Here is a 17697-nt window from a genome sequence, read left to right on the forward strand (position 1 = left end):
GGGCCCCCCCCCCGCCCGACCCCGGGGGGGGGGGGCCCGCTTGGGAGACCTCACGTGCGCCAATACTTCGGCAGGAAACTGCTCATCTACGGGCTGACCTTCGTGGTCGCCGTCACCGTCAACTGGATGATCCCGCGCTTCATGCCCGGCGACCCCGTCGCGAGCATGCTGGCCAGGTCCCGCGTGTCGCAGCCGGCGGCCGTCGAGGCGATGCGGGCCTATTACACGAACCTGTTCGGCTTCGACCAGCCGATCTGGCAGCAGTACCTGAACTTCTGGGGCGCCCTGTTCCAGGGTGACTTCGGCATCAGCATCTGGGTGTTCCCGACCCCGGTGGCCGACGTCATCCTCGGCGCGGTCCCGTACACGCTGGGGTTGATGATCCCGGCGGTGCTGCTCAGCTACTGGATCGGCAACCGGCTGGGCGCGTTCGCGGCGCGGCGCAAGCTGCTGGACAACACGGTCCTGCCGGTCGGCTACGTCCTGACGGCGATGCCGTACATGTGGCTGGCCGTGATCCTGGCCTGGGGGCTGGGCGTGACGGCGGGCTGGTTCCCGGTGGCCGGCGGCTACAGCTTCGCGCTGCAGCCGAGCTGGAGCTGGGCCTTCCTGGTCAACCTGCTGCACCACTGGACGCTGCCGTTCCTGTCGCTGTTCGTCGTGGCGCTGGGCGGCTGGGCGATCGGCATGCGCAACATGATCATCTACGAGCTGGAGTCGGACTACTCCAACTACCTGGCGGCGCTCGGCGCGCCGACCCGGCTGATCCGCCGCTACGCCTTCAGGAACGCGATCCTGCCCCAGATCACCGGCCTGGCGCTGCAGCTCGGCGTGCTCGTCGCGGGGGCGCTGGTGACCGAGATCGTGTTCTCCTACCCGGGGCTCGGCAGCCTGATTCTCAAGGCCATCCAGAACCAGGACTTCTTCCTGCTCCAGGGCACGTTCATGTTCATCGTGATCGGGGTGCTGCTGGCCAACTTCATCATCGACATCGTGTACGTGATCGTCGATCCCCGGACACGAGCGGGAATGGCGGGTGCCGCATGACCACGACCACCACCCTGCCCGCGGAAGAGCGGGTGGTGCGCCGCGAGGCGCTGTACTTCGCGGTGCGCAACACCAAGCTGCTCATCGGCTTCGGCATCGTGCTCGTGCTGCTGCTCGTCGGGCTGCTCGGGCCGCTGCTGCTCGGCTCGGCCCCGCCCAACGAGTACGTGGCCGGGCCCATGCTGCCGCCCTCGGCCGAGCACTGGTTCGGCACGACGACGTTCGGCCAGGACGTGTTCACCCAGTTCGTGTACGGGCTGCGCACGACGTTCCTGGCCGGGGCGATGGGCGGCGGGATCGCGGCGGTGATCGCGATGGCGATCGGGTTCGTCGCCGGCTACCGGGGCGGCCTGGTCGACGAGGTGCTCAACATGCTGACGAACGTCGTGCTGGTCATCCCCACGCTGGCCGTGCTGCTCATCATCAACGCCTACCTGGGCATCAGGAGCGTCGGCCTCCAGGCGCTGTTCATCGGCCTGACCTCGTGGCCGTGGGCGGCTCGGGCGATCCGGGCGCAGACGTTCTCGCTGCGCAGCCGCGACTTCGTGGACCTGGCCAGGCTGAGCGGCGTGAGCACCCGCAGGATCATCATGCGGGAGATCGCGCCCAACATGAGCTCGTACCTGTTCATGACCTTCATCCTGCTGTTCGGCGGCTCCATCCTGATCGCGGCCTCGCTCGACTTCATCGGCCTGGGGCCGACCGAGGGCGTCTCGCTCGGCCTGATGCTGCAGAACGCGACCCAGTGGAGCGCGCTCCAGCTCGGCCTGTGGTGGTGGTTCGTCCCGCCGGGTGCGGCCATCACCGCCGTCGTGGGCGCCCTGTACGTGGCCAACGTGGGCCTCGACGAGGTCTTCAACCCGAAGCTGAGGGAGACATGAGTCTGCGGGTCAACGATCTGAGGGTGCACTACCGTACGCTCAGGGGCGAGGTGAAGGCGCTCGACGGGGTCTCCTTCGGCATGGCGGACGGCGAGATCCTGGGCCTGGCGGGCGAGTCCGGCTGCGGCAAGACGACGCTGGGCAAGAGCCTGATCCGGATGGACGGCCGGATGCGTCACGCGGGCGGCACGGTCGAGCTCGACGGCCGCGAGCTGCCCGTCGGCGACGACAGGGCGATGGTCGCGTTCCGCTTCCACGAGGTGTCGCTCATCCCGCAGTACTCGATGAGCGCCATGAACCCGACCCGCAGGATCGGCAGGATGGTCGGCGAGCTGCTGCGCTCGCGCGGGGTCACGCTCGACGTCAAGGAGCTGGAGAGCCGCCTCGACCTGGTGGGCCTGCCGCGTGACGTGCTCGGCCGCTATCCGATCGAGCTGTCCGGCGGCATGAAGCAGCGCATGGTGATGGTCATCTCCACGCTGCTCGACCCGTCGCTGCTGATCGCGGACGAGATCACCTCGGCGCTGGACGTGTCGACGCAGCAGGCTGTGGCCAAGGCGCTGCTCGGCTTCCGGGAGAGCGGCTACGTCAAGAGCATGATCTTCATCACCCACGACCTGGCGCTGACCTCGCACATCGCCGACACGATCATGGTGATGTACGCGGGCCGGCTGGCCGAGAAGGCGCCCTCCGACCGGCTCACCAAGGCCCCGCGGCACCCGTACACCCGGCTGCTGATCAACTCGCTGCCGGAGATCGGCGTGCGCCACCAGGATCGCAAGCTGACCGGCATCCCGGGCAGCCCGCCGTCGCTGCTCGACCCGCCCAAGGGCTGCCGGTTCCGCGACCGGTGCCCGATGGCCGGCGAGGAGTGCGCGGAGGACCCGCCGCCGGTCGAGATCGAGCCCAACCACTTCGTCGCGTGCTGGAAGGCCTGATGCTGAAAGTCGACAACGTCACGAAGGTGTACAAGGTCGGCACCTTCGGCGGCAGGACCATGACGGCCGTGGACGCGGTGAGCTTCGACGTGCGGCCCGGCGAGGTCGTCTCGCTCATCGGCGAGAGCGGCAGCGGCAAGAGCACGCTCGGCAAGATGATCCTCGGCCTCGTCCCGATCACCAGCGGCTCCATCACCGTGGACGGCGTCGCGGTCCGGCCGGGCAAGGAGTACTACCGGTCTGTCCAGGGCGTCTTCCAGGACCCGTTCAGCTGCTACAACCCCGTCTTCAAGGCCGACCGGGTGTTCCGGCTCATCAAGGAGAGCTACTACCCGTCGGTGCCCGACGCCGAGTGGGACGAACGGGTCCGCTCGGCCATCCGCGACGTGCGGCTCAACCCGGACGAGGTGCTGGGCAAGTTCCCCCACCAGCTCAGCGGCGGCCAGTTGCAGCGGCTGCTCATCGCGCGGGCGCTGCTGCTCGACCTCAAGCTGCTGATCGCCGACGAGATCACCAGCATGCTCGACGCCTCCACCCGCATCGACGTGCTCAACCTGCTGGCCGAGCTCAAGGGCCGGGGTCTCGGCGTGCTGTACGTGACGCACGACCTGTCGCTCGGGCACTACCTGGCCGAGCGTACCGTCGTGCTGCGGCGCGGCACGGTGGTGGAGATGGGCGTGACGGCGAAGGTGTTCGACGACCCGTTGCACCCCTACACCAGGCAACTCCTGTCGGCCGTCCCCCGGCTGCACGCGCCCTGGGAGGAGGCCACGCCGGTCACCACCTGCCTCTACCACGAGCGCGGCGCCACCGGCGGCCTGCTGGAGGCCGACCCCGGGCACTTCGTGGCATGTGCCCAGCTCAGCGACTGCTAAGGAGACCTACTTGAGCGCGTACCGACCGTTGCACGACGGCTGGACCCTGTCGGCCGTCCCGCAGGACGCCGGACCGACGGACGTGCCCGCGAGCGTGCCCGGCTGCGTGCACACCGACCTGCTGGCCGCCGGCCTCATCGACGACCCCTACCTGGACGACAACGAGAACCGGCTGGCCTGGATCGGCGACACCCGCTGGGCGTACACGACGGTCTTCACCTGGCAGGGCGACGAGCACGAGCGCACCGATCTGGTGTGCGACGGCCTCGACACGGTCGCCACGGTCACGCTCAACGGCGTCACCGTGGGCAGCACCGCCAACCAGCACCGCTCCTACCGGTTCCCGGTGCGCCACCTGCTGCGCGAGGGCGCCAACACGCTCACCGTGACGTTCGGGCCGGCCGTCGCCCACGCCGAGGCGCAGCGCGAACGGCTCGGCTTCCGGCCCGGCGCCTACGCGGCCCCGTACCCGTTCGTGCGCAAGATGGCCTGCAACTTCGGCTGGGACTGGGGGCCCGCGCTGGTCACGGCCGGGATCTGGCGGCCGATCGGGCTGGAGAGCTGGAGCGGCGCCCGGCTGGCCGAGGTCCGCCCGCAGGTCCGGCTGGACGGCCCGGCCGGCGTGGTGGACGTGCACGTGCGCGTCGAGCGCGCCACCGAGGCGCCGCTCACGCTCACCGCCGACGTGGCCGGGGTCAGCGCCGAGGTGCCGCTCGCCGCCGGGCAGCGCACCGCCGTCGCCTCCCTGTCCGTGCCCGACCCGCTGCTCTGGTCGCCTCGCGGCTACGGCGAGCCGCACCGGTACGAGCTGACCGTGCGGCTCGGCGGGTCCCGCTGGCAGCGGAAGATCGGCTTCCGGAGCGTCGAGCTGGACCGGGACGCGTTCCGGCTGTCGGTCAACGGGGAGCCGGTGTTCGTCAAGGGCGTCAACTGGATCCCCGACGACTGCTTCCCCAGCCGTGTCACCCGCGAACGCCTGGCCGCCCGGTTCGCCCAGGCCGTGGACGCCGGGGTCAACCTGCTGCGGGTGTGGGGCGGCGGGCTGTACGAGAGCGAGGACTTCTACGACCTGGCCGGCGAGCTGGGGCTGATGGTGTGGCAGGACTTCCCGTTCGCCTGCGCCGCCTACCCGGAGGAGGAGCCGTTCCGCACCGAGGTGACCGCCGAGGCCCGCGAACAGGTCACCCGCCTGGCCCCGCACCCCGGCCTGGTGCTGTGGTGCGGCAACAACGAGAACCTGGAGGGGTACGCCGACTGGTCCTGGCAGGAGCCGCTGGAGGGCCGGAGCTGGGGCGGCGGCTTCTACCACGACCTGCTGCCGTCGATCGTCGCCGAGCTGGACCCCACCCGCCCGTACATCCCGGGCAGCCCGTTCTCCGCCGACCCGGGCAGGCACCCGCAGGACCCGTCGAGCGGCACCATCCACATCTGGGACGTGTGGAACCGCGAGGACTACACCCGCTACGCCGCCTACACGCCCCGGTTCGTCGCCGAGTTCGGCTTCCAGGGCCCGCCCGCGTACGCCACGCTGCGCCGCGCCGTCTCCGGCGAGCTGGCCGCCGACGCGCCGCTGGTGCTGCACCACCAGAAGGCCGACGACGGCAACGCCAAGCTGCTGCGCGGACTCGGCGACCACCTCCCCCTGCCCGGCTCGTTCGACGACTGGCACTACCTGACCCAGCTCAACCAGGCCAGGGCCATGACGTTCGGCATCGAGCGGTTCCGCGCGCTCGCGCCGCACTGCATGGGCACGATCGTGTGGCAGCTCAACGACTGCTGGCCGGTCACCTCGTGGGCCGCCGTCGACGGCGACGGCCGCCGCAAGCCCCTCTGGTACGCGCTCCGCCGCGTCTACGCCGACCGGCTGCTCAGCGTGCAGGGGGACGAGGTGGCGGTGGTCAACGACGGCGGCGCGGCGTGGCGCGGCGAGCTGCTGCTGGTCCGCCGGACCCTCGCCGGCGAACCGCTGGCCAAGGAGTCGGTCCCGGTCGAGGCCGCGCCGCGCTCGGTCGTCCGGGTGCCGCTGCCGCCCGCGTTGTCGGCGCCGGACGACCCGTCGGGCGAGCTGCTCACGGTCTCGCTCGGCGACCGGCGCGCCGTGGCGTTCTTCGCCGAGGACCCGGCCGTGGCGTTCCCCCTGGCGGCCTACGACGCGAGCGCCGAGCCGGTGGACGGCGGCTACCGGGTCACGGTCACCGCCCGTACGGTCCTGCGCGACCTGGCGCTCTTCCCCGACCGCCTCGACCCGGCGGCCTCGGTGGACGACCTGCTCGTCACCCTCCTGCCGGGCGAGACGGCGACCTTCCACGTGACGACGGGCGAATCGCTGGACGCGGACGCCCTGACCTCACCCCCGGTCCTGCGCTGCGTCAACGACCGCTGACCCGAGCGTCCGCTGGACGAACTCGTCCACCGTGCGCTCGATCCGGCCGAGGTCGACGCCGAGCTTGACCAGCACCTGGGCGCCCGGGCTCGCACCGTCGCGGACGAGGCCGAGCAGGAGGTGCTCGGTGCCGACGTAGTCGAGGCCGCGCCGCACGGCCTCCTCGTGCGCCGCCTTGAGCGCCTGCTCGGCCGGCGGGGTGAACGGCAGGTAGCCCTGCGCGGGCTGCCCGCCTCGGCCCCTGCTCTCCGCGACCTGGGAGCGCAGACCCTCAAGGGTGAGGCCCAGGCTCTTGAGGACATGGGCGCCCAGGCCCTCGTTCTCATGGATCAGGCCGAGCAGGAGGTGCTCGCCGCCGATGGAGTCGTGGCTGAGCATCCTGGCCTCTTCCTGGGCCAGGATGAGGACGCGCCGCGCCCGTCCGGTGAACTTCTCGAACATGCCGCCACTCCTCGCAGGTGGATCAGGTTTCGTCGCTGAGCATGCTAGTGAGCGCGGCGGCGTCAGCCGTAGATCACCGACAGGAAGCGGACCAGGACGGACTCGCGGACCGGGGCCGGGAGGGCGTCCAGGACGGTGTTGACCACAGCCATGCGGGGCTGCCCGGTGCCGGGGCGCAGGTCGACGCCGACGGAGGCGGCCAGTTCGGCGAAGGCGGCGTCGTCCAGGGCGTCCAGGTCGAGGCCGGCGATCAGGTCGACGAGGCCGTCGGGCAGGGTGGCGGGGCCGATGCGCCGGGCGGCGGCGGCCGATTCGGCGATGACCTCCAGCATGGCGTCCACCCCGGCGAGCGTCACGCCGGTGACCGTGATGTGGAGGTTCGCCGGGATGCCCGCGTAGGAGAGCTGCGGTTGCATCAACCAGCCGCGCGCCCGCGCCTCGTCGGCCAGGACGAACACGTCCACGTCGTCTCCGGTGAAGGCGATCAGCGTGGACTCCGGCTCGCCGAGCACCCGCAGCCCGTCGATCCCGGCGATCCCCTTGCGCAGCCGGGCGGCGGCCTCCAGCGTGGTCCGGCCGAGCTCCAGGTAGCCGTCACGGCCGAGCGCCTGGAGGGTGGCCCAGGCGCCGCCGAGCGGCCCGGCGGTGCGCGAGCTCTGCACGGTGGCGTTGATGATCGTGTAGCCGGGCCAGGCGGCGGACGCGAAGTAGGCCCTGCGCCGCAGCGCCGGGTCGGCGAACAGCACCACCGACGCCCCCTTCGGCGCGTACCCGAACTTGTGCAGATCGCATGAGATCGACGTCACCCCCGGCACCGACAGGTCGAACGGCGGCACGTCCGCCCCGGCCTCGCGCAGCCACGGCAGCAGCCACCCGCCCACGCAGGCGTCGACGTGGCAGCGCACCCCGGCCGAGGCGGCGACGGCGGCGACCTCCTCGACCGGGTCGATCACCCCCTGCGGGTAGGCGGGCGCGGACACGACGACCAGCACGGTGTCCTCGTCGATCGCGTCGGCGACGGCCTGGACGGGCACCTTGTACGTGCCGAGGTCCACGGGCACCGCCCTGACCTCCAGCCCCAGGTAGTGGGCGGCCTTGTGGAAGGCGGGGTGCGCGGTGACGGGCGCCACCAGGTTGGGCCGGGCCCGGCCGGCGGCGTCGCGGGCGGCCTTGACCGCCAGCATGATCGACTCGGTGCCGCCGCTGGTGAAGATGCCGTGGCCGCCGCCGAGCAGGTCGGCGACGGCGCCGACGACCTGCTTCTCCATCTCCACGATGCTCGGGAAGGCGGTCGGGTCGAGGCTGTTGACCTCCAGCATCTCCAGGTAGCCGCGGGCCGCCGCCTCGTGCACCTCGGGCCGCCCGGTGTCGTACACGTACGACGTCACCTGGCCGCCGCGCACCGGCAGGTCGTGCTCCCTGAGCGCGGCCAGCTCGGCCAGCAGGTCCTCGGGCGTGCGTCCGGTCGCGGGCAGGTTCACAGGGTCTCCTTGATTCGGGCGAGCCGCCCGTAGCGGGCGATGAACGGCAGGCTGAGCAGCATGAGCACGGCGGGCAGCGCGGTGAAGCCGAGCAGCAGCCCGGTCAGCGCGGCCGGCTCCTGGGCGACGGGCGTCTCGGCGGGCGCGGAGGCGAACCCGGACAGCGTGAGCACGAGCGCGAACAGCCCGGGGCCGAGCGCCAGCCCGGCGGTCTCGCCCGCCGTCCACAGCCCGGTGAACGCGCCCGCCTGCGCGTGTCCCGTACGGGCGCTGTCGGCGTGCACGGTGTCGGGCAGCATGGCGAGCGGCAGGAGTTGCAGCGCGGCGTAGCAGACGCCGGCGACCGCGACGAGCGCCAGCGTGGCGGTGAGCGAGCGGGCCTGGACGGCGGGCACGAGCGCGAGCGTGACCAGCCCGAAGCCGACCGTGGCCACCAGGTAGCAGCGCACCGGGCCGTGCCGCCGGGACAGCCGGGCCCACACCGGCACGGCGGCCGTGCTGGGGGCGACGAGGCAGACGAACAGCACGGTCGTCAGCCCGTAGTCGCCCAGCCGGTAGGAGGCCACGTACGGCGCGCCCGCGAGCATGACGGCCACGCCGAGCGCCTGCGTGACGAACGCGGCGAGCAGCGCGAAGAAGGCGGCGTTGCCGCGCGCCAGCCGGAAGGCGGCCACGACGCCGAGCGGGCGCGGGCCGGGCCGCGAGTCGACCCAGCGGGTGGACAGCGTCGCGGTGACCAGCGCGACCGCCATCACCGCGGCCACGGTGACGCCCATGACCGCGTAGCCGCCCCGGCCGCCGCCGGCCAGGTCGACCACGGCCGGGGCCAGCCCGCCCGCGACGAGGATGCCGACGGTCAGGCAGACCACCCGCCAGGACATGATCCGGGTGCGTTCGGCGGGGGAGGCGGACATCTCGGCGGGCAGCGCCACGTACGGCACCTGGAAGCAGGCGAACGCGGAGGCCGCGAGCAGGAACGCGCCGCCCGCCCACAGCCAGCCGGGCACGTCGCCGGGCACGGCGAACATCAGCGCGAACGTCACCGGCAGCGCCGCCGAGCCCGCCAGCAGCAGCCGGGTCCGCCGCCCGGTGCGCACGGCCTCGCGGTCGCTGGCCGCGCCGACGAGCGGGTTGAGCAGCACGTCCCAGATCTTCGGCGTCACCAGCACGGCCCCGGCCACGGCGGCGGGCACGCCGAGCATGTCGGTCAGGTAGTAGAGCAGCAGCAGTCCCGGCACGGCGGAGAAGACGCCGGTGCCGACCGAGCCCGCGCCGTAGCCGAGCAGCCGCCCGCGCCCGAGGCGTCCGGCGGTCGTCACGGCGCCTGGCCTGGCAGGCCGAGCGTGCGGTGCAGCGACAGGTGCAGGTGGGCGCGGAAGCGGCGCAGCGCCTCGCGGTCGCCCGCGCCCCGGCGGCGGCCGTCGGCGTCGAGCACGCCGCCCTTGGCGAATCCGTGGACGCACCAGACCACCGACCACACCGCGTACTCCAGGTCGAGGCCGGGGTCGATGAGCCGCGACTCGACCGAGGGCCGCAGCGCGACGGCGACGGCGCCGACCAGCGGCAGGACGTAGCGCCGCTCCAGCTCGTTGACGTCGCCGGCGTCGGACAGCCACCGGTGCATCCACAGCGCGGGCACCTCGGGGCGGGCCACGCAGAAGTCGAGGTAGGCGTCGATCAGGCCGTGGATGGCGGCCACCGGATCGTCGCCGGGCAGCTCGGCCAGCGCCGCCTCCAGCGCCTCGCGTTCGGCCCGGTGGGCGTGCTCCATCACCGCCAGGTAGAGCTCCCGCTTGCCGCCCACGTGGTAGTTGACGGTGGCGATGTTGAGCCCGGCGGCCTCGGCGATCCGCCTGGTGGAGGTGCCCGCGTAGCCGTGCGCCGCGAACAGCTCCGTCGCGACCTTGAGGATCGTCTCCGCTGGGGTGGTCATGGCCCGAACTTATCAATCGATTGATGGAGATAACAGGGCGCTGAATCCGGCCCTGTCCTGTTAGCGTTATCGGCAAGGGGGTGAGCGGCCATGGCCGGGAAGTCCGACGAACGCAGCCCGCGCACCAGGCCGGCGGTGCTGGGGGACGTCGCCGCACTGGCGGGGGTCTCGGCGATGACGGTCTCCCGGGTGCTCAACAAGCCCGACCGGGTGCGCGCCGAGACGCGCGAGCGCGTCCTCGCCGCCGTGCGCGAGCTCGACTACTGGCCCAACTCGGCCGCGCGCCAGCTCGTCACCGGCCGCTCCGGCGTGCTCGGCGTGGTCAGCATCGACACCACCCTGTACGGCCCGGCGTCCACGCTCTACTGCATCGAGCAGACCGCCAGGCTCAGCGGCTACAGCGTGAGCATCGCCAGTCTGAGCCTGCTGAGCCGGCACTCCATCGAGGAGGCCGTGCACCGGCTGCGCTCCCAGTCGGTCGACGGCGTCGTCATCCTCGCCCCGCACGAGTCGGCCGCCGACGGCCTGCGCCACCTGCCGCCCGACCTGCCCGTGGTGGCGGTCGACGCGGGGGAGGACATCCCGGTCCCGGTGGTCACCGTCGACCAGCAGGCCGGCGCCGAGCACGTCACCCGCCACCTGCTCGACCTCGGCCACGAGAGCGTGTGGCACCTGGGCGGGCCGGTCGACTGGCTCGACGCCAACTACCGGATCGACGGCTGGCGGGCGGTGCTGGAGGACCACGACCGGCCGGTGCACGAGCCGCTGCGCGGCGACTGGTCCCCGCGCTCCGGCTACGAGCTGGGCAGGCGGCTGGCCGCCGACCCGGCGGTGACCGCCGTGTTCGTGGGCAACGACCAGATGGCGCTCGGCATGCTGCGCGCCCTGCGCGAGGCCGGCCGCCGGGTGCCCGAGGACGTGAGCGTCGTGGGCTTCGACGACGTGCCCGAGTCGGCCTACTACTCGCCCCCGCTCACCACCGTGCGCCAGGACTTCGGCGAGGTCGGCAGGCACGCCTTCCACCTGCTGCTGGACCGCATGGCGGGCAAGGGCGAAGGGGCGCGGCGGCTGGTCGAGCCGCAGCTCGTGGTCCGCGAGAGCACCGCGCCCCCGCCCCGCTAGGCCAGGTGGATCACGTTCCACGACACCGGCGGCAGCAGCACCCGCATCGGGTCGTGCTCGACGTCCGGGTTGGCGCGGGGGCCGATCCGGTCAGGGTCGTCGGCGGTGTTGCGCGCGTACACGTCGTCGTCGGTCAGCGTGGTCGCGGCCGTGATGCGGGCGCCGCCCAGCGCGCGGGCGCCGATCTCCAGCGAGAGCGGCGCGTCCGTCGAGCGGTTGACCGCGAACACCGTCACGCCCGCGTCGGAGCGGGTGGCCACCGCGTGCAGCAGCGGCACCTCGCCGTACTCGGCGGTCTCGTAGCTCGGTGAGACCGGCTCGACGCGCAGCACGTCGCCGGCCGCGTGCCGCGACGCCTGGGCGAACGGGTGGAAGGTGGTCTGCCGCCAGGCCCGGCCGCCCGGCTCGGTCATGATCGGCGCGATCACGTTGACGAGCTGGGCCAGCGAGGCGGCCGTCACCCGGTCGCTGTTGCGCAGCAGCGTGATCAGCAGCCCGCCGAAGGCCACCGCGTCGGCCAGGTGGTAGTGGTCCTCCAGCAGCGGCGGCGCCACCGGCCAGTCGGCGGGCGGCTCGGCGGCCTGGAAGCGCGACATGTACCAGATGTTCCACTCGTCGAAGGAGATGTCGATGCGCTTGCGGGACTTGAGCCGGGCCCCGACGTGGTCGGCGGTGGCGACGACCGAGCGGATGAAGTACTCCATGTCGGTCGAGCAGGCCAGGAAGCTGCCCAGGTCGCCGTTCTTCTCCTCGTAGTAGGCGTGGCAGGAGACGTAGTCGACCACGTCGTACGTCTCCTCCAGCACGGTCGCCTCCCACGCGCCGAACGTGGGCATCCCCGAGCCGGAGCTGCCGCAGGCGACGAGCTCCAGGTCGCGGTCCAGCACGCGCATGGCGCGGCCGGTCTCGGCGGCGAGCCTGCCGTACTCGCGGGCGGTCTTGTGCCCGGTCTGCCAGGGGCCGTCCATCTCGTTGCCCAGGCACCACATGCGGATGTCGTGGGGCTCCTTGGCGCCGTTGGCGACGCGCAGGTCCGACAGGGCGGTGCCGGACGGGTGGTTGCAGTATTCGAGCAGGTCGAGCGCCTCGGCGATGCCGCGCGTGCCGAGGTTGACGGCCATCATCGGCTCGACGCCGGCCTTGCGGCACCAGCGCATGAACTCGTCGACGCCGACCTCGTTCGTCTCGGTGCTGTGCCAGGCCAGGTCGAGCCGGCGCGGGCGCCGGGACTTGGGGCCGATGCCGTCCTCCCAGCGGTAGCCGGAGACGAAGTTGCCGCCGGGGTAGCGGACGGTGGTGACGCCCAGCTCGCGGGTCAGGTCGAGGACGTCGCGCCGGAACCCGTCGTCGTCGGCGCGGGGGTGGCCGGGCTCGTAGATGCCCTCGTAGACGCATCGGCCCAGGTGCTCGACGAAGGCGCCGAAGGTGCGGCGGCGCACGGGGGCCACCCGGAACGCGGGGTCGATCGTCAGGTGCGCCGTCTGCACGTGGCTGCTCCTCAATACCGGGTCCCCCGATTGTTAGCGTTATCAGCAGTGGGGTCAAGGGTGCGGAAAGCGGTTGCAGGAACGCCCTGACGGCGTCGTTCCTTACACGGGCCTGGCCGGACAGTAGCGAAGTTGTCACTTCCCCGGGACAGCCGGGGGTTCAACCTGGCAACCTCCTGTGTTCGTACAGGTTGGGGACGGCACCCTCCGCCCGGTTGAGGAAAGGGACGACATGCTGCGATCCGCTCCGCAGAGCCGAATCCAGTACGCATGGCCGCTGCCCGGCGACGCCTTGGCCGTGCGCCACGCCCGCACCACCATCCGGGACCTGCTGACCGGGCTCGGCCTGCCCGCCGACCTCGTCGACGACGCGGTGCTGATGACCAGCGAGCTGGTCACCAACGCCCTGCTGTACGGCGACGCGCCGTACGAGCTGGCCGTGAACGCCGGGCGGAAGGAGATCGTCTGCGTGGTGGTCGACAGCGGCAGGCCGCTGCCCGCCCAGCGCCCGCCTGACCTGGACGCCGAGCGGGGGCGCGGCCTGCACATCGTGGCGGCGCTGTCCGACGGCTTCTACGGCTGCCATCCGCAGCGCTACGTCACGAGCCCCGACCGGACGGGCAAGGCCACCTGGTTCGCCCTGCCCCGCGGTTGACCGCCGCGCGCGTCAGGCGTCGCCGACGAGCAGCCGGTGCCGCACGTCCGCGTACTCCTCGTAGCTGATGCGGCCGTCGCCGTCGGCGTCGGCCTCCTGGAAGGCCGCCGCCAGGCCGTCGGCGGGACGGCTCCACAGCGCCCTGAACTCCTCGGCCGCCAGGGCGCCGTCGCCGTCGCGGTCGGCCAGCTCGAACGTGGCCCGGAACATCGGCGCGAGCACCTGCGACATCGTGCCGCTGCGCACCATCGACTCGAAGGACCGGACGTACTCGTCCAGCGAGATCTGCTCGTCGTGGTCGAGGTCCATGGCCCTGGCGTGCGAAGCCCAGGTGGCCGCGTACGCCTCGATGACGGACCGGCCCTGCGGGCTGTCGGGGGCGACGCCGGCCGCGGTGCATCGGCGCTCGGCCAGCGCCACGTAGTCGTCCCTGGTCAGGGCGCCGTCGCCATCGGTGTCGAGATCCTTGAAGTTACGCTCGGCACACCTGCGGAGCACATTTCCGTCGTTCACCGCGACTCCTCTCGAAGAGTGATTGATTCACTACTCACAGTAGCCGATACTTGATCAGCTCCCCCCGAAACGCCGACGATGGGGGAGAACATGAGGCTGTTCGTTGGGATCGGAATCGTCGTGGCGCTCGGTCTGGCCGGCGGCCTGACGGCCGAGGTCACCGCCCCGGCCCCGGCCCGTGCCGACCACGGCCCGCTGCGCTGGACCGACGAGTGGACCGGGGTGAAGATCAGGCCGCGGCGGCCCCGGCAGGACAGCGACGTGCGGGTGCTGGTCCGCTGCCCGTTCGAGGCCAACCGGGCCATCGTGGCGACCAAGCCGTTCAACCCGCCGGGTTCCTTCAAGTTCCGCCGCGAGCTCGGCATCGGCATCGACGACGGGCGCGGCTTCGACACCGAGACGATCGCGTTCGACGCGCTGCGCGGGCCGCGCCGGGTCACGCTGAAGTGCCTCAAGGTCACGATGTACGAGCATCCGCGCCGCCGGAAGGTCGAGGTGCTCAGCCGCTCGCACACGCACATCTTCGTGCGAAGGTTCAAGAAGGGGCGCTTCTAGCCTTTGGGGGTCATTCGTTCACCTGTCGTCTCGCCTGTGGTGTGTCGGCGTTCCTCGGTGTTTGATCACCGTATGAGAGGTTTCGCCTTCCCAGCCCCCGAACGGCCCAGGAACGACGAAAAGGCACACCGGATGACCCCCGCCTCCCGAAGACAACTCCTCTCCTACGCCGCCGGCCTCGCCGGGCTCGCCGCCCTGAGCCAGGCGCCCAGCGGCTGGACCGACTCCGCGCCCGCGCTGCCCGCCAACCCGTTCACGCTCGGCGTCGCCTCCGGCGACCCGCGCCCGGACAGCGTGGTGCTGTGGACCAGGCTGGCCCCCGAGCCGCTGGCCGACGACGGCTTCGGCGGCATGCCGCGCGAGCGGGTGCCGGTCCGCTGGGAGCTCGCCGAGGACGACGGCATGCGCCGGGTGATCCGCAAGGGCACCGCCACCGCCCACCCCGACCTCGCCCACTCCGTGCACGTCGAGGTGAACGGGCTGCGGCCGGGCCGCGAATACTGGTACCGGTTCGCCGTCGGCGGCGACACCAGCGCCGTCGGCCGCACCAAGACCGCGCCCGACCCGCGCATCGCCCCCGAGATCCGCTTCGCCTTCGCCTCCTGCCAGCAGTGGGAGGCCGGCTTCTACACCGCCTACAAGGACCTGGCGGCCCAGGACCTCGACCTGGTCGGCCACATGGGCGACTACATCTACGAGTACGGCATCGGCGCCACCGGCGGCCAGCGCAGGACGCCGCTGTCGGCCGCGCACACCGCCGCCGTGATGACGCTCTCGCAGTATCGGCTGCGTTACGCGCTCACCAACTCCGACCCCGACCTCCAGGCCGCCCGCGCGGTCGCGCCCTGGTTCTTCATGGTCGACGACCACGACGTCGAGGACAACTGGGGCGCCGACCTGTCGCCCACCCGCATGGTGCCGGAGAACTTCCTGCGCCGCCGCGCCGCCGCCTTCCGCGCCTACTTCGAGAACCAGCCGGTGCGCCCCTCGACCCTGCCCGAGGGCCCCGACATGTCGCTGCACCACCGCCTCCGCTACGGCCGGCTGGCCACCTTCCACATCCTCGACGAGCGGCAGTTCCGCAGCCCCGCCAACATCACCCAGCGCCTCGACCCGAACCGCACCATGCTCGGCCACGAGCAGGAACGCTGGCTCGCCGACGGCCTGGCCTCCTCCCGCAGCACCTGGAACCTCATCGCCAACCAGGTCCAGATGTTCCAGCTCGACCGGCTCACCGACCCCGGGCTCCAGCAGCTCAACCCCGACACCTGGGACGGCTACGCCGCCGGCCGCGACCGCCTCTGGGCCGAGATCGCCCGCCGCCGCGTCTCCAACCCGGTGGTCATCACCGGCGACGCGCACGTCAACTGCGCCGCCGAGCTCAAGGCCGACTGGGCGAACCCCGACTCCGCGACCGTCGGCGTCGAGTTCATGGGCACCTCCATCAGCTCCGGCGGCAACGGCGCCGACATGACCGCCGGAGGCCAGGAGTGGCTGGCCGCCAACCCGCACCTGAAGTTCTTCAACAGCCAGCGCGGATACGTGCGCTGCACCCTGTCCCGCGACCTCCTGCGGACGGACTTCGTGGTCGTCGACCGGGTCACCACGCCCGGCGGCGGCGCCTCGGTCCGCAGGTCGTTCGCCGTCGAGTCCGGCCGCCCGGCCCTCCAGGACGTGTGAGGCCCCATGAGACACCTACGGATCGCCGCCGCGACCGCCCTCGCCCTCGGCGCGCTCGCCGTCCCCGCCACCGGCGCCCCGCGCCTGCCCGCCACCCCCGCCGGCCAGGTGCTGGTCGTCCAGGCCGGCCTTCAGGACTCGGTACGGCCCGCCGACGCCCGCGACACCCGGGACCTCGACACCTTCGCCCGCCGCCTGGCCGGGAAGGTCCCCGCCGCGCCCGACGCCCTGGTGCTCACCGAGGTGCTCGGCCCCGGCGCCCGCCGCCTGGCCACCAAGCTCAGCCAGGCCACCGGCTACCGCTACCGCGTCATGGCCGCCGGGGAGCGCACGGCCTTCCTGCCGGACGGCGCCGTCCGCGAGAACGCCGTCATCCTCAACACCGACACCATGCTCGCCGAACAGCCCGGCGGCTTCCACCGCGTCCAGGACGAGGACCAGGCGTACGTGGCCGCCGCCCGGCGCGACGGGACGCTGCGGGTGCCACTGCTCGCCGCCCACCCCGGCGGCGACCCGGCCACCGCCGTGCCCCAGCTCGCCGACCGCTTCCCGCGCGCCCGAGGCCAGGTCACGGTGCTCGGCGGCGACTTTCGGGCGGGCCGCTGCGCCACGCCGAGCGCGGACCAGGCGGCCGGCTGCGCGCCCCAGGCGTTCTGGTCGAGCCTGACCGGGCCCGGGGCGTACAGTGACGCGCTCTTCGACAAGGGCGACGCGCACACGCGGCCGCTCACCGGCTACCTGTTCGCCCGCGGCGACGTGCTGGCGGCGGGCTACGACCGCGACCTGCCGGACGTGGCCGCCTGCAAGGCGGCCTTCGACGCCGGGCGGTCCGGGACCGCGCCGCCCGCGTGCCGGTCCGACTACTACGCCGACGCGCCGTTCAGCTGGGCGCTGCTCGCGGCCGGGCGGGACGTCCAGCAGGCGGTGACGCCCGCCCGCATCGCGCTCGACCACTGCGAGCTGGCCGTCCGCGTCGCCGACGTGGTGGTGCGGGCCGTCAACAACACCGGCGAGCCGGTGTCGCTGCCCGTCACCGTCGACGCCCCGGCGCCGCTCGCGGCCACCGCCCCGGCGGCGCTCGACGTGCCCGCCGGGCAGGGCGGCGGCGTCGTGGTCAAGGTCACCGCGCCCCGCGACACGCCGCCCGGCGAGCACCGGCTGACGGTCCGGGCCGGCTCCGAGACCACCGAGGTGCCCGTCACCGTCACCGAGACCTGCTCCGAGCCCGCCGTGTACGCCACCAGCTTCCACGCGGGCAACGGGCCCGAGCTGGCCGTGGACGGCGACATCGCGACGTTCTGGCACTCGGAGTATCAGCCGCTCACCCCGCTGCCGCAGTCGATCACGCTCAACCTGGGCGAGACCAGGCAGGTGAGCGCGCTGGACTACCAGCCGCGCTTCGACGGCAACCTGAACGGCACCATCCTCGACTACCACGTCTACGTCAGCGCCGACGGCAGGGAGTTCACCAAGGTCGCGAGCGGGTCGTGGGCGCTGGACGCCCGGCTCAAGACGGCCGCCTTCCCCGCCGTGACCGCCCGTTACGTACGGCTGGAAGGGACGCGCGGGCACAACGGCCAGTACCTGTCGGCGGCGGAGATCACGCCCCGATAGCTGCGAATAGTTCGCAATTGCTAGATTGGTGCGAGCTATGCGGCAGGGCGGACCCGTCCGCCCTGCCGCGCCGTACCACTCTGGAAGGTCCT

General features: G+C 72.4%; 16 protein-coding genes. 10 read left to right on the forward strand and 6 right to left on the reverse strand.

The genetic code is table 11. The features are described from left to right. The first annotated feature begins 54 nt into the window (after positions 1 to 54). Genes KME80_RS30130 through KME80_RS30150 form a run of 5 tightly spaced genes read left to right on the forward strand, consistent with a single transcriptional unit; the run spans position 55 to position 6124 of the window. On the forward strand, positions 55 to 1047 hold the full coding sequence (locus tag KME80_RS30130) for an ABC transporter permease (RefSeq protein ID WP_219509789.1): 993 nt from the start codon (positions 55 to 57) through the stop codon (positions 1045 to 1047). Then, positions 1044 to 1928, forward strand: a complete 885-nt coding sequence (locus tag KME80_RS30135; RefSeq protein ID WP_219509790.1) for an ABC transporter permease — start codon at positions 1044 to 1046, stop codon at positions 1926 to 1928. Before KME80_RS30130 ends, KME80_RS30135 begins: the two co-directional genes overlap by 4 nt. After that, on the forward strand, positions 1925 to 2866 hold the full coding sequence (locus tag KME80_RS30140; protein WP_219509791.1) for an ABC transporter ATP-binding protein: 942 nt from the start codon (positions 1925 to 1927) through the stop codon (positions 2864 to 2866). The genes KME80_RS30135 and KME80_RS30140 overlap by 4 nt, the downstream gene beginning before the upstream one ends. Then, positions 2866 to 3741, forward strand: coding sequence for an ATP-binding cassette domain-containing protein (locus KME80_RS30145; RefSeq protein WP_219509792.1), 876 nt, complete (start codon positions 2866 to 2868; stop codon positions 3739 to 3741). The genes KME80_RS30140 and KME80_RS30145 overlap by 1 nt, the downstream gene beginning before the upstream one ends. A 10-nt stretch (positions 3742 to 3751) precedes the next feature. Then, positions 3752 to 6124, forward strand: a complete 2373-nt coding sequence (locus KME80_RS30150; RefSeq protein ID WP_219509794.1) for a glycoside hydrolase family 2 protein — start codon at positions 3752 to 3754, stop codon at positions 6122 to 6124. On the opposite strand, the gene KME80_RS30155 is transcribed toward KME80_RS30150, so the two are convergent. From KME80_RS30155 to KME80_RS30170, 4 genes are all read right to left on the reverse strand, one after another. Further along, entirely contained in the window at positions 6089 to 6565 is a 477-nt protein-coding gene (locus tag KME80_RS30155; RefSeq protein ID WP_219509796.1) for a Clp protease N-terminal domain-containing protein, read from the reverse strand. The genes KME80_RS30150 and KME80_RS30155 overlap by 36 nt on opposite strands. A gap of 62 nt (positions 6566 to 6627) precedes the next feature. After that, positions 6628 to 8046, reverse strand: coding sequence for a pyridoxal phosphate-dependent decarboxylase family protein (locus tag KME80_RS30160; protein WP_219509798.1), 1419 nt, complete (start codon positions 8044 to 8046; stop codon positions 6628 to 6630). Continuing rightward, positions 8043 to 9365: an MFS transporter gene (locus tag KME80_RS30165; RefSeq protein ID WP_219509799.1), complete on the reverse strand. Its 1323-nt coding sequence runs from the start codon at positions 9363 to 9365 to the stop codon at positions 8043 to 8045. Before KME80_RS30165 ends, KME80_RS30160 begins: the two co-directional genes overlap by 4 nt. After that, a complete protein-coding gene (locus KME80_RS30170; protein ID WP_219509800.1) occupies positions 9362 to 9979 on the reverse strand; it encodes a TetR/AcrR family transcriptional regulator in 618 nt (205 codons plus the stop codon). The genes KME80_RS30165 and KME80_RS30170 overlap by 4 nt, the downstream gene beginning before the upstream one ends. 90 nt (positions 9980 to 10069) lie before the next feature. Here KME80_RS30170 and KME80_RS30175 point away from each other — a divergent pair, with 90 nt between their 5' ends. Further along, a complete protein-coding gene (locus KME80_RS30175; RefSeq protein WP_219509801.1) occupies positions 10070 to 11101 on the forward strand; it encodes a LacI family DNA-binding transcriptional regulator in 1032 nt (343 codons plus the stop codon). Here KME80_RS30175 and arfA read toward each other — a convergent pair. Further along, positions 11098 to 12588 (reverse strand): arabinosylfuranosidase ArfA, encoded by a 1491-nt coding sequence (arfA, locus tag KME80_RS30180; RefSeq protein ID WP_219509802.1) that lies wholly within the window; start codon positions 12586 to 12588, stop codon positions 11098 to 11100. The two genes, KME80_RS30175 and arfA, sit on opposite strands and share 4 nt — an antisense overlap. A 232-nt stretch (positions 12589 to 12820) precedes the next feature. Between arfA and KME80_RS30185 the strand changes: the two genes are divergently transcribed. Then, entirely contained in the window at positions 12821 to 13243 is a 423-nt protein-coding gene (locus tag KME80_RS30185; protein ID WP_219509803.1) for an ATP-binding protein, read from the forward strand. 12 nt (positions 13244 to 13255) lie between these two features. Here the strand turns inward: KME80_RS30185 and KME80_RS52905 are convergent, their stop codons facing one another. Continuing rightward, positions 13256 to 13756: an EF-hand domain-containing protein gene (locus KME80_RS52905; protein WP_219509804.1), complete on the reverse strand. Its 501-nt coding sequence runs from the start codon at positions 13754 to 13756 to the stop codon at positions 13256 to 13258. A 90-nt stretch (positions 13757 to 13846) separates the two neighbouring features. On the opposite strand from KME80_RS52905, the gene KME80_RS30195 reads away from it, so the two are divergent. From KME80_RS30195 to KME80_RS30205, 3 genes are all read left to right on the forward strand, one after another. Beyond that, positions 13847 to 14311 carry a hypothetical protein gene (locus tag KME80_RS30195; protein ID WP_219509805.1) on the forward strand — a complete coding sequence of 155 codons (465 nt, stop codon included), beginning with the start codon at positions 13847 to 13849 and terminating at the stop codon, positions 14309 to 14311. A gap of 132 nt (positions 14312 to 14443) precedes the next feature. Then, positions 14444 to 15991: an alkaline phosphatase D family protein gene (locus tag KME80_RS30200; protein ID WP_219509806.1), complete on the forward strand. Its 1548-nt coding sequence runs from the start codon at positions 14444 to 14446 to the stop codon at positions 15989 to 15991. 6 nt (positions 15992 to 15997) lie between these two features. Next, on the forward strand, positions 15998 to 17605 hold the full coding sequence (locus KME80_RS30205) for a discoidin domain-containing protein (RefSeq protein WP_219509807.1): 1608 nt from the start codon (positions 15998 to 16000) through the stop codon (positions 17603 to 17605). The last annotated feature ends 92 nt before the right edge of the window (positions 17606 to 17697 follow it).

It is taken from the genome of Nonomuraea ceibae (genome assembly GCF_019396325.1).
In the GTDB taxonomy this organism is placed as follows: domain Bacteria; phylum Actinomycetota; class Actinomycetes; order Streptosporangiales; family Streptosporangiaceae; genus Nonomuraea; species Nonomuraea ceibae.

Bases quoted from the DNA above. Each gene is read 5' to 3' on its own strand.
- KME80_RS30135 (WP_219509790.1), top strand. From the start codon at position 1,044: ATGACCACGACCACCACCCTGCCCGCGGAAGAGCGGGTGGTGCGCCGC.
- KME80_RS30140 (WP_219509791.1), top strand. From the start codon at position 1,925: ATGAGTCTGCGGGTCAACGATCTGAGGGTGCACTACCGTACGCTCAGG.
- KME80_RS30145 (WP_219509792.1), top strand. From the start codon at position 2,866: ATGCTGAAAGTCGACAACGTCACGAAGGTGTACAAGGTCGGCACCTTC.
- KME80_RS30155 (WP_219509796.1), bottom strand. From the start codon at position 6,565: ATGTTCGAGAAGTTCACCGGACGGGCGCGGCGCGTCCTCATCCTGGCC.
- KME80_RS30170 (WP_219509800.1), bottom strand. From the start codon at position 9,979: ATGACCACCCCAGCGGAGACGATCCTCAAGGTCGCGACGGAGCTGTTC.
- KME80_RS30175 (WP_219509801.1), top strand. From the start codon at position 10,070: ATGGCCGGGAAGTCCGACGAACGCAGCCCGCGCACCAGGCCGGCGGTG.
- KME80_RS30185 (WP_219509803.1), top strand. From the start codon at position 12,821: ATGCTGCGATCCGCTCCGCAGAGCCGAATCCAGTACGCATGGCCGCTG.
- KME80_RS30195 (WP_219509805.1), top strand. From the start codon at position 13,847: ATGAGGCTGTTCGTTGGGATCGGAATCGTCGTGGCGCTCGGTCTGGCC.
- KME80_RS30200 (WP_219509806.1), top strand. From the start codon at position 14,444: ATGACCCCCGCCTCCCGAAGACAACTCCTCTCCTACGCCGCCGGCCTC.
- KME80_RS30205 (WP_219509807.1), top strand. From the start codon at position 15,998: ATGAGACACCTACGGATCGCCGCCGCGACCGCCCTCGCCCTCGGCGCG.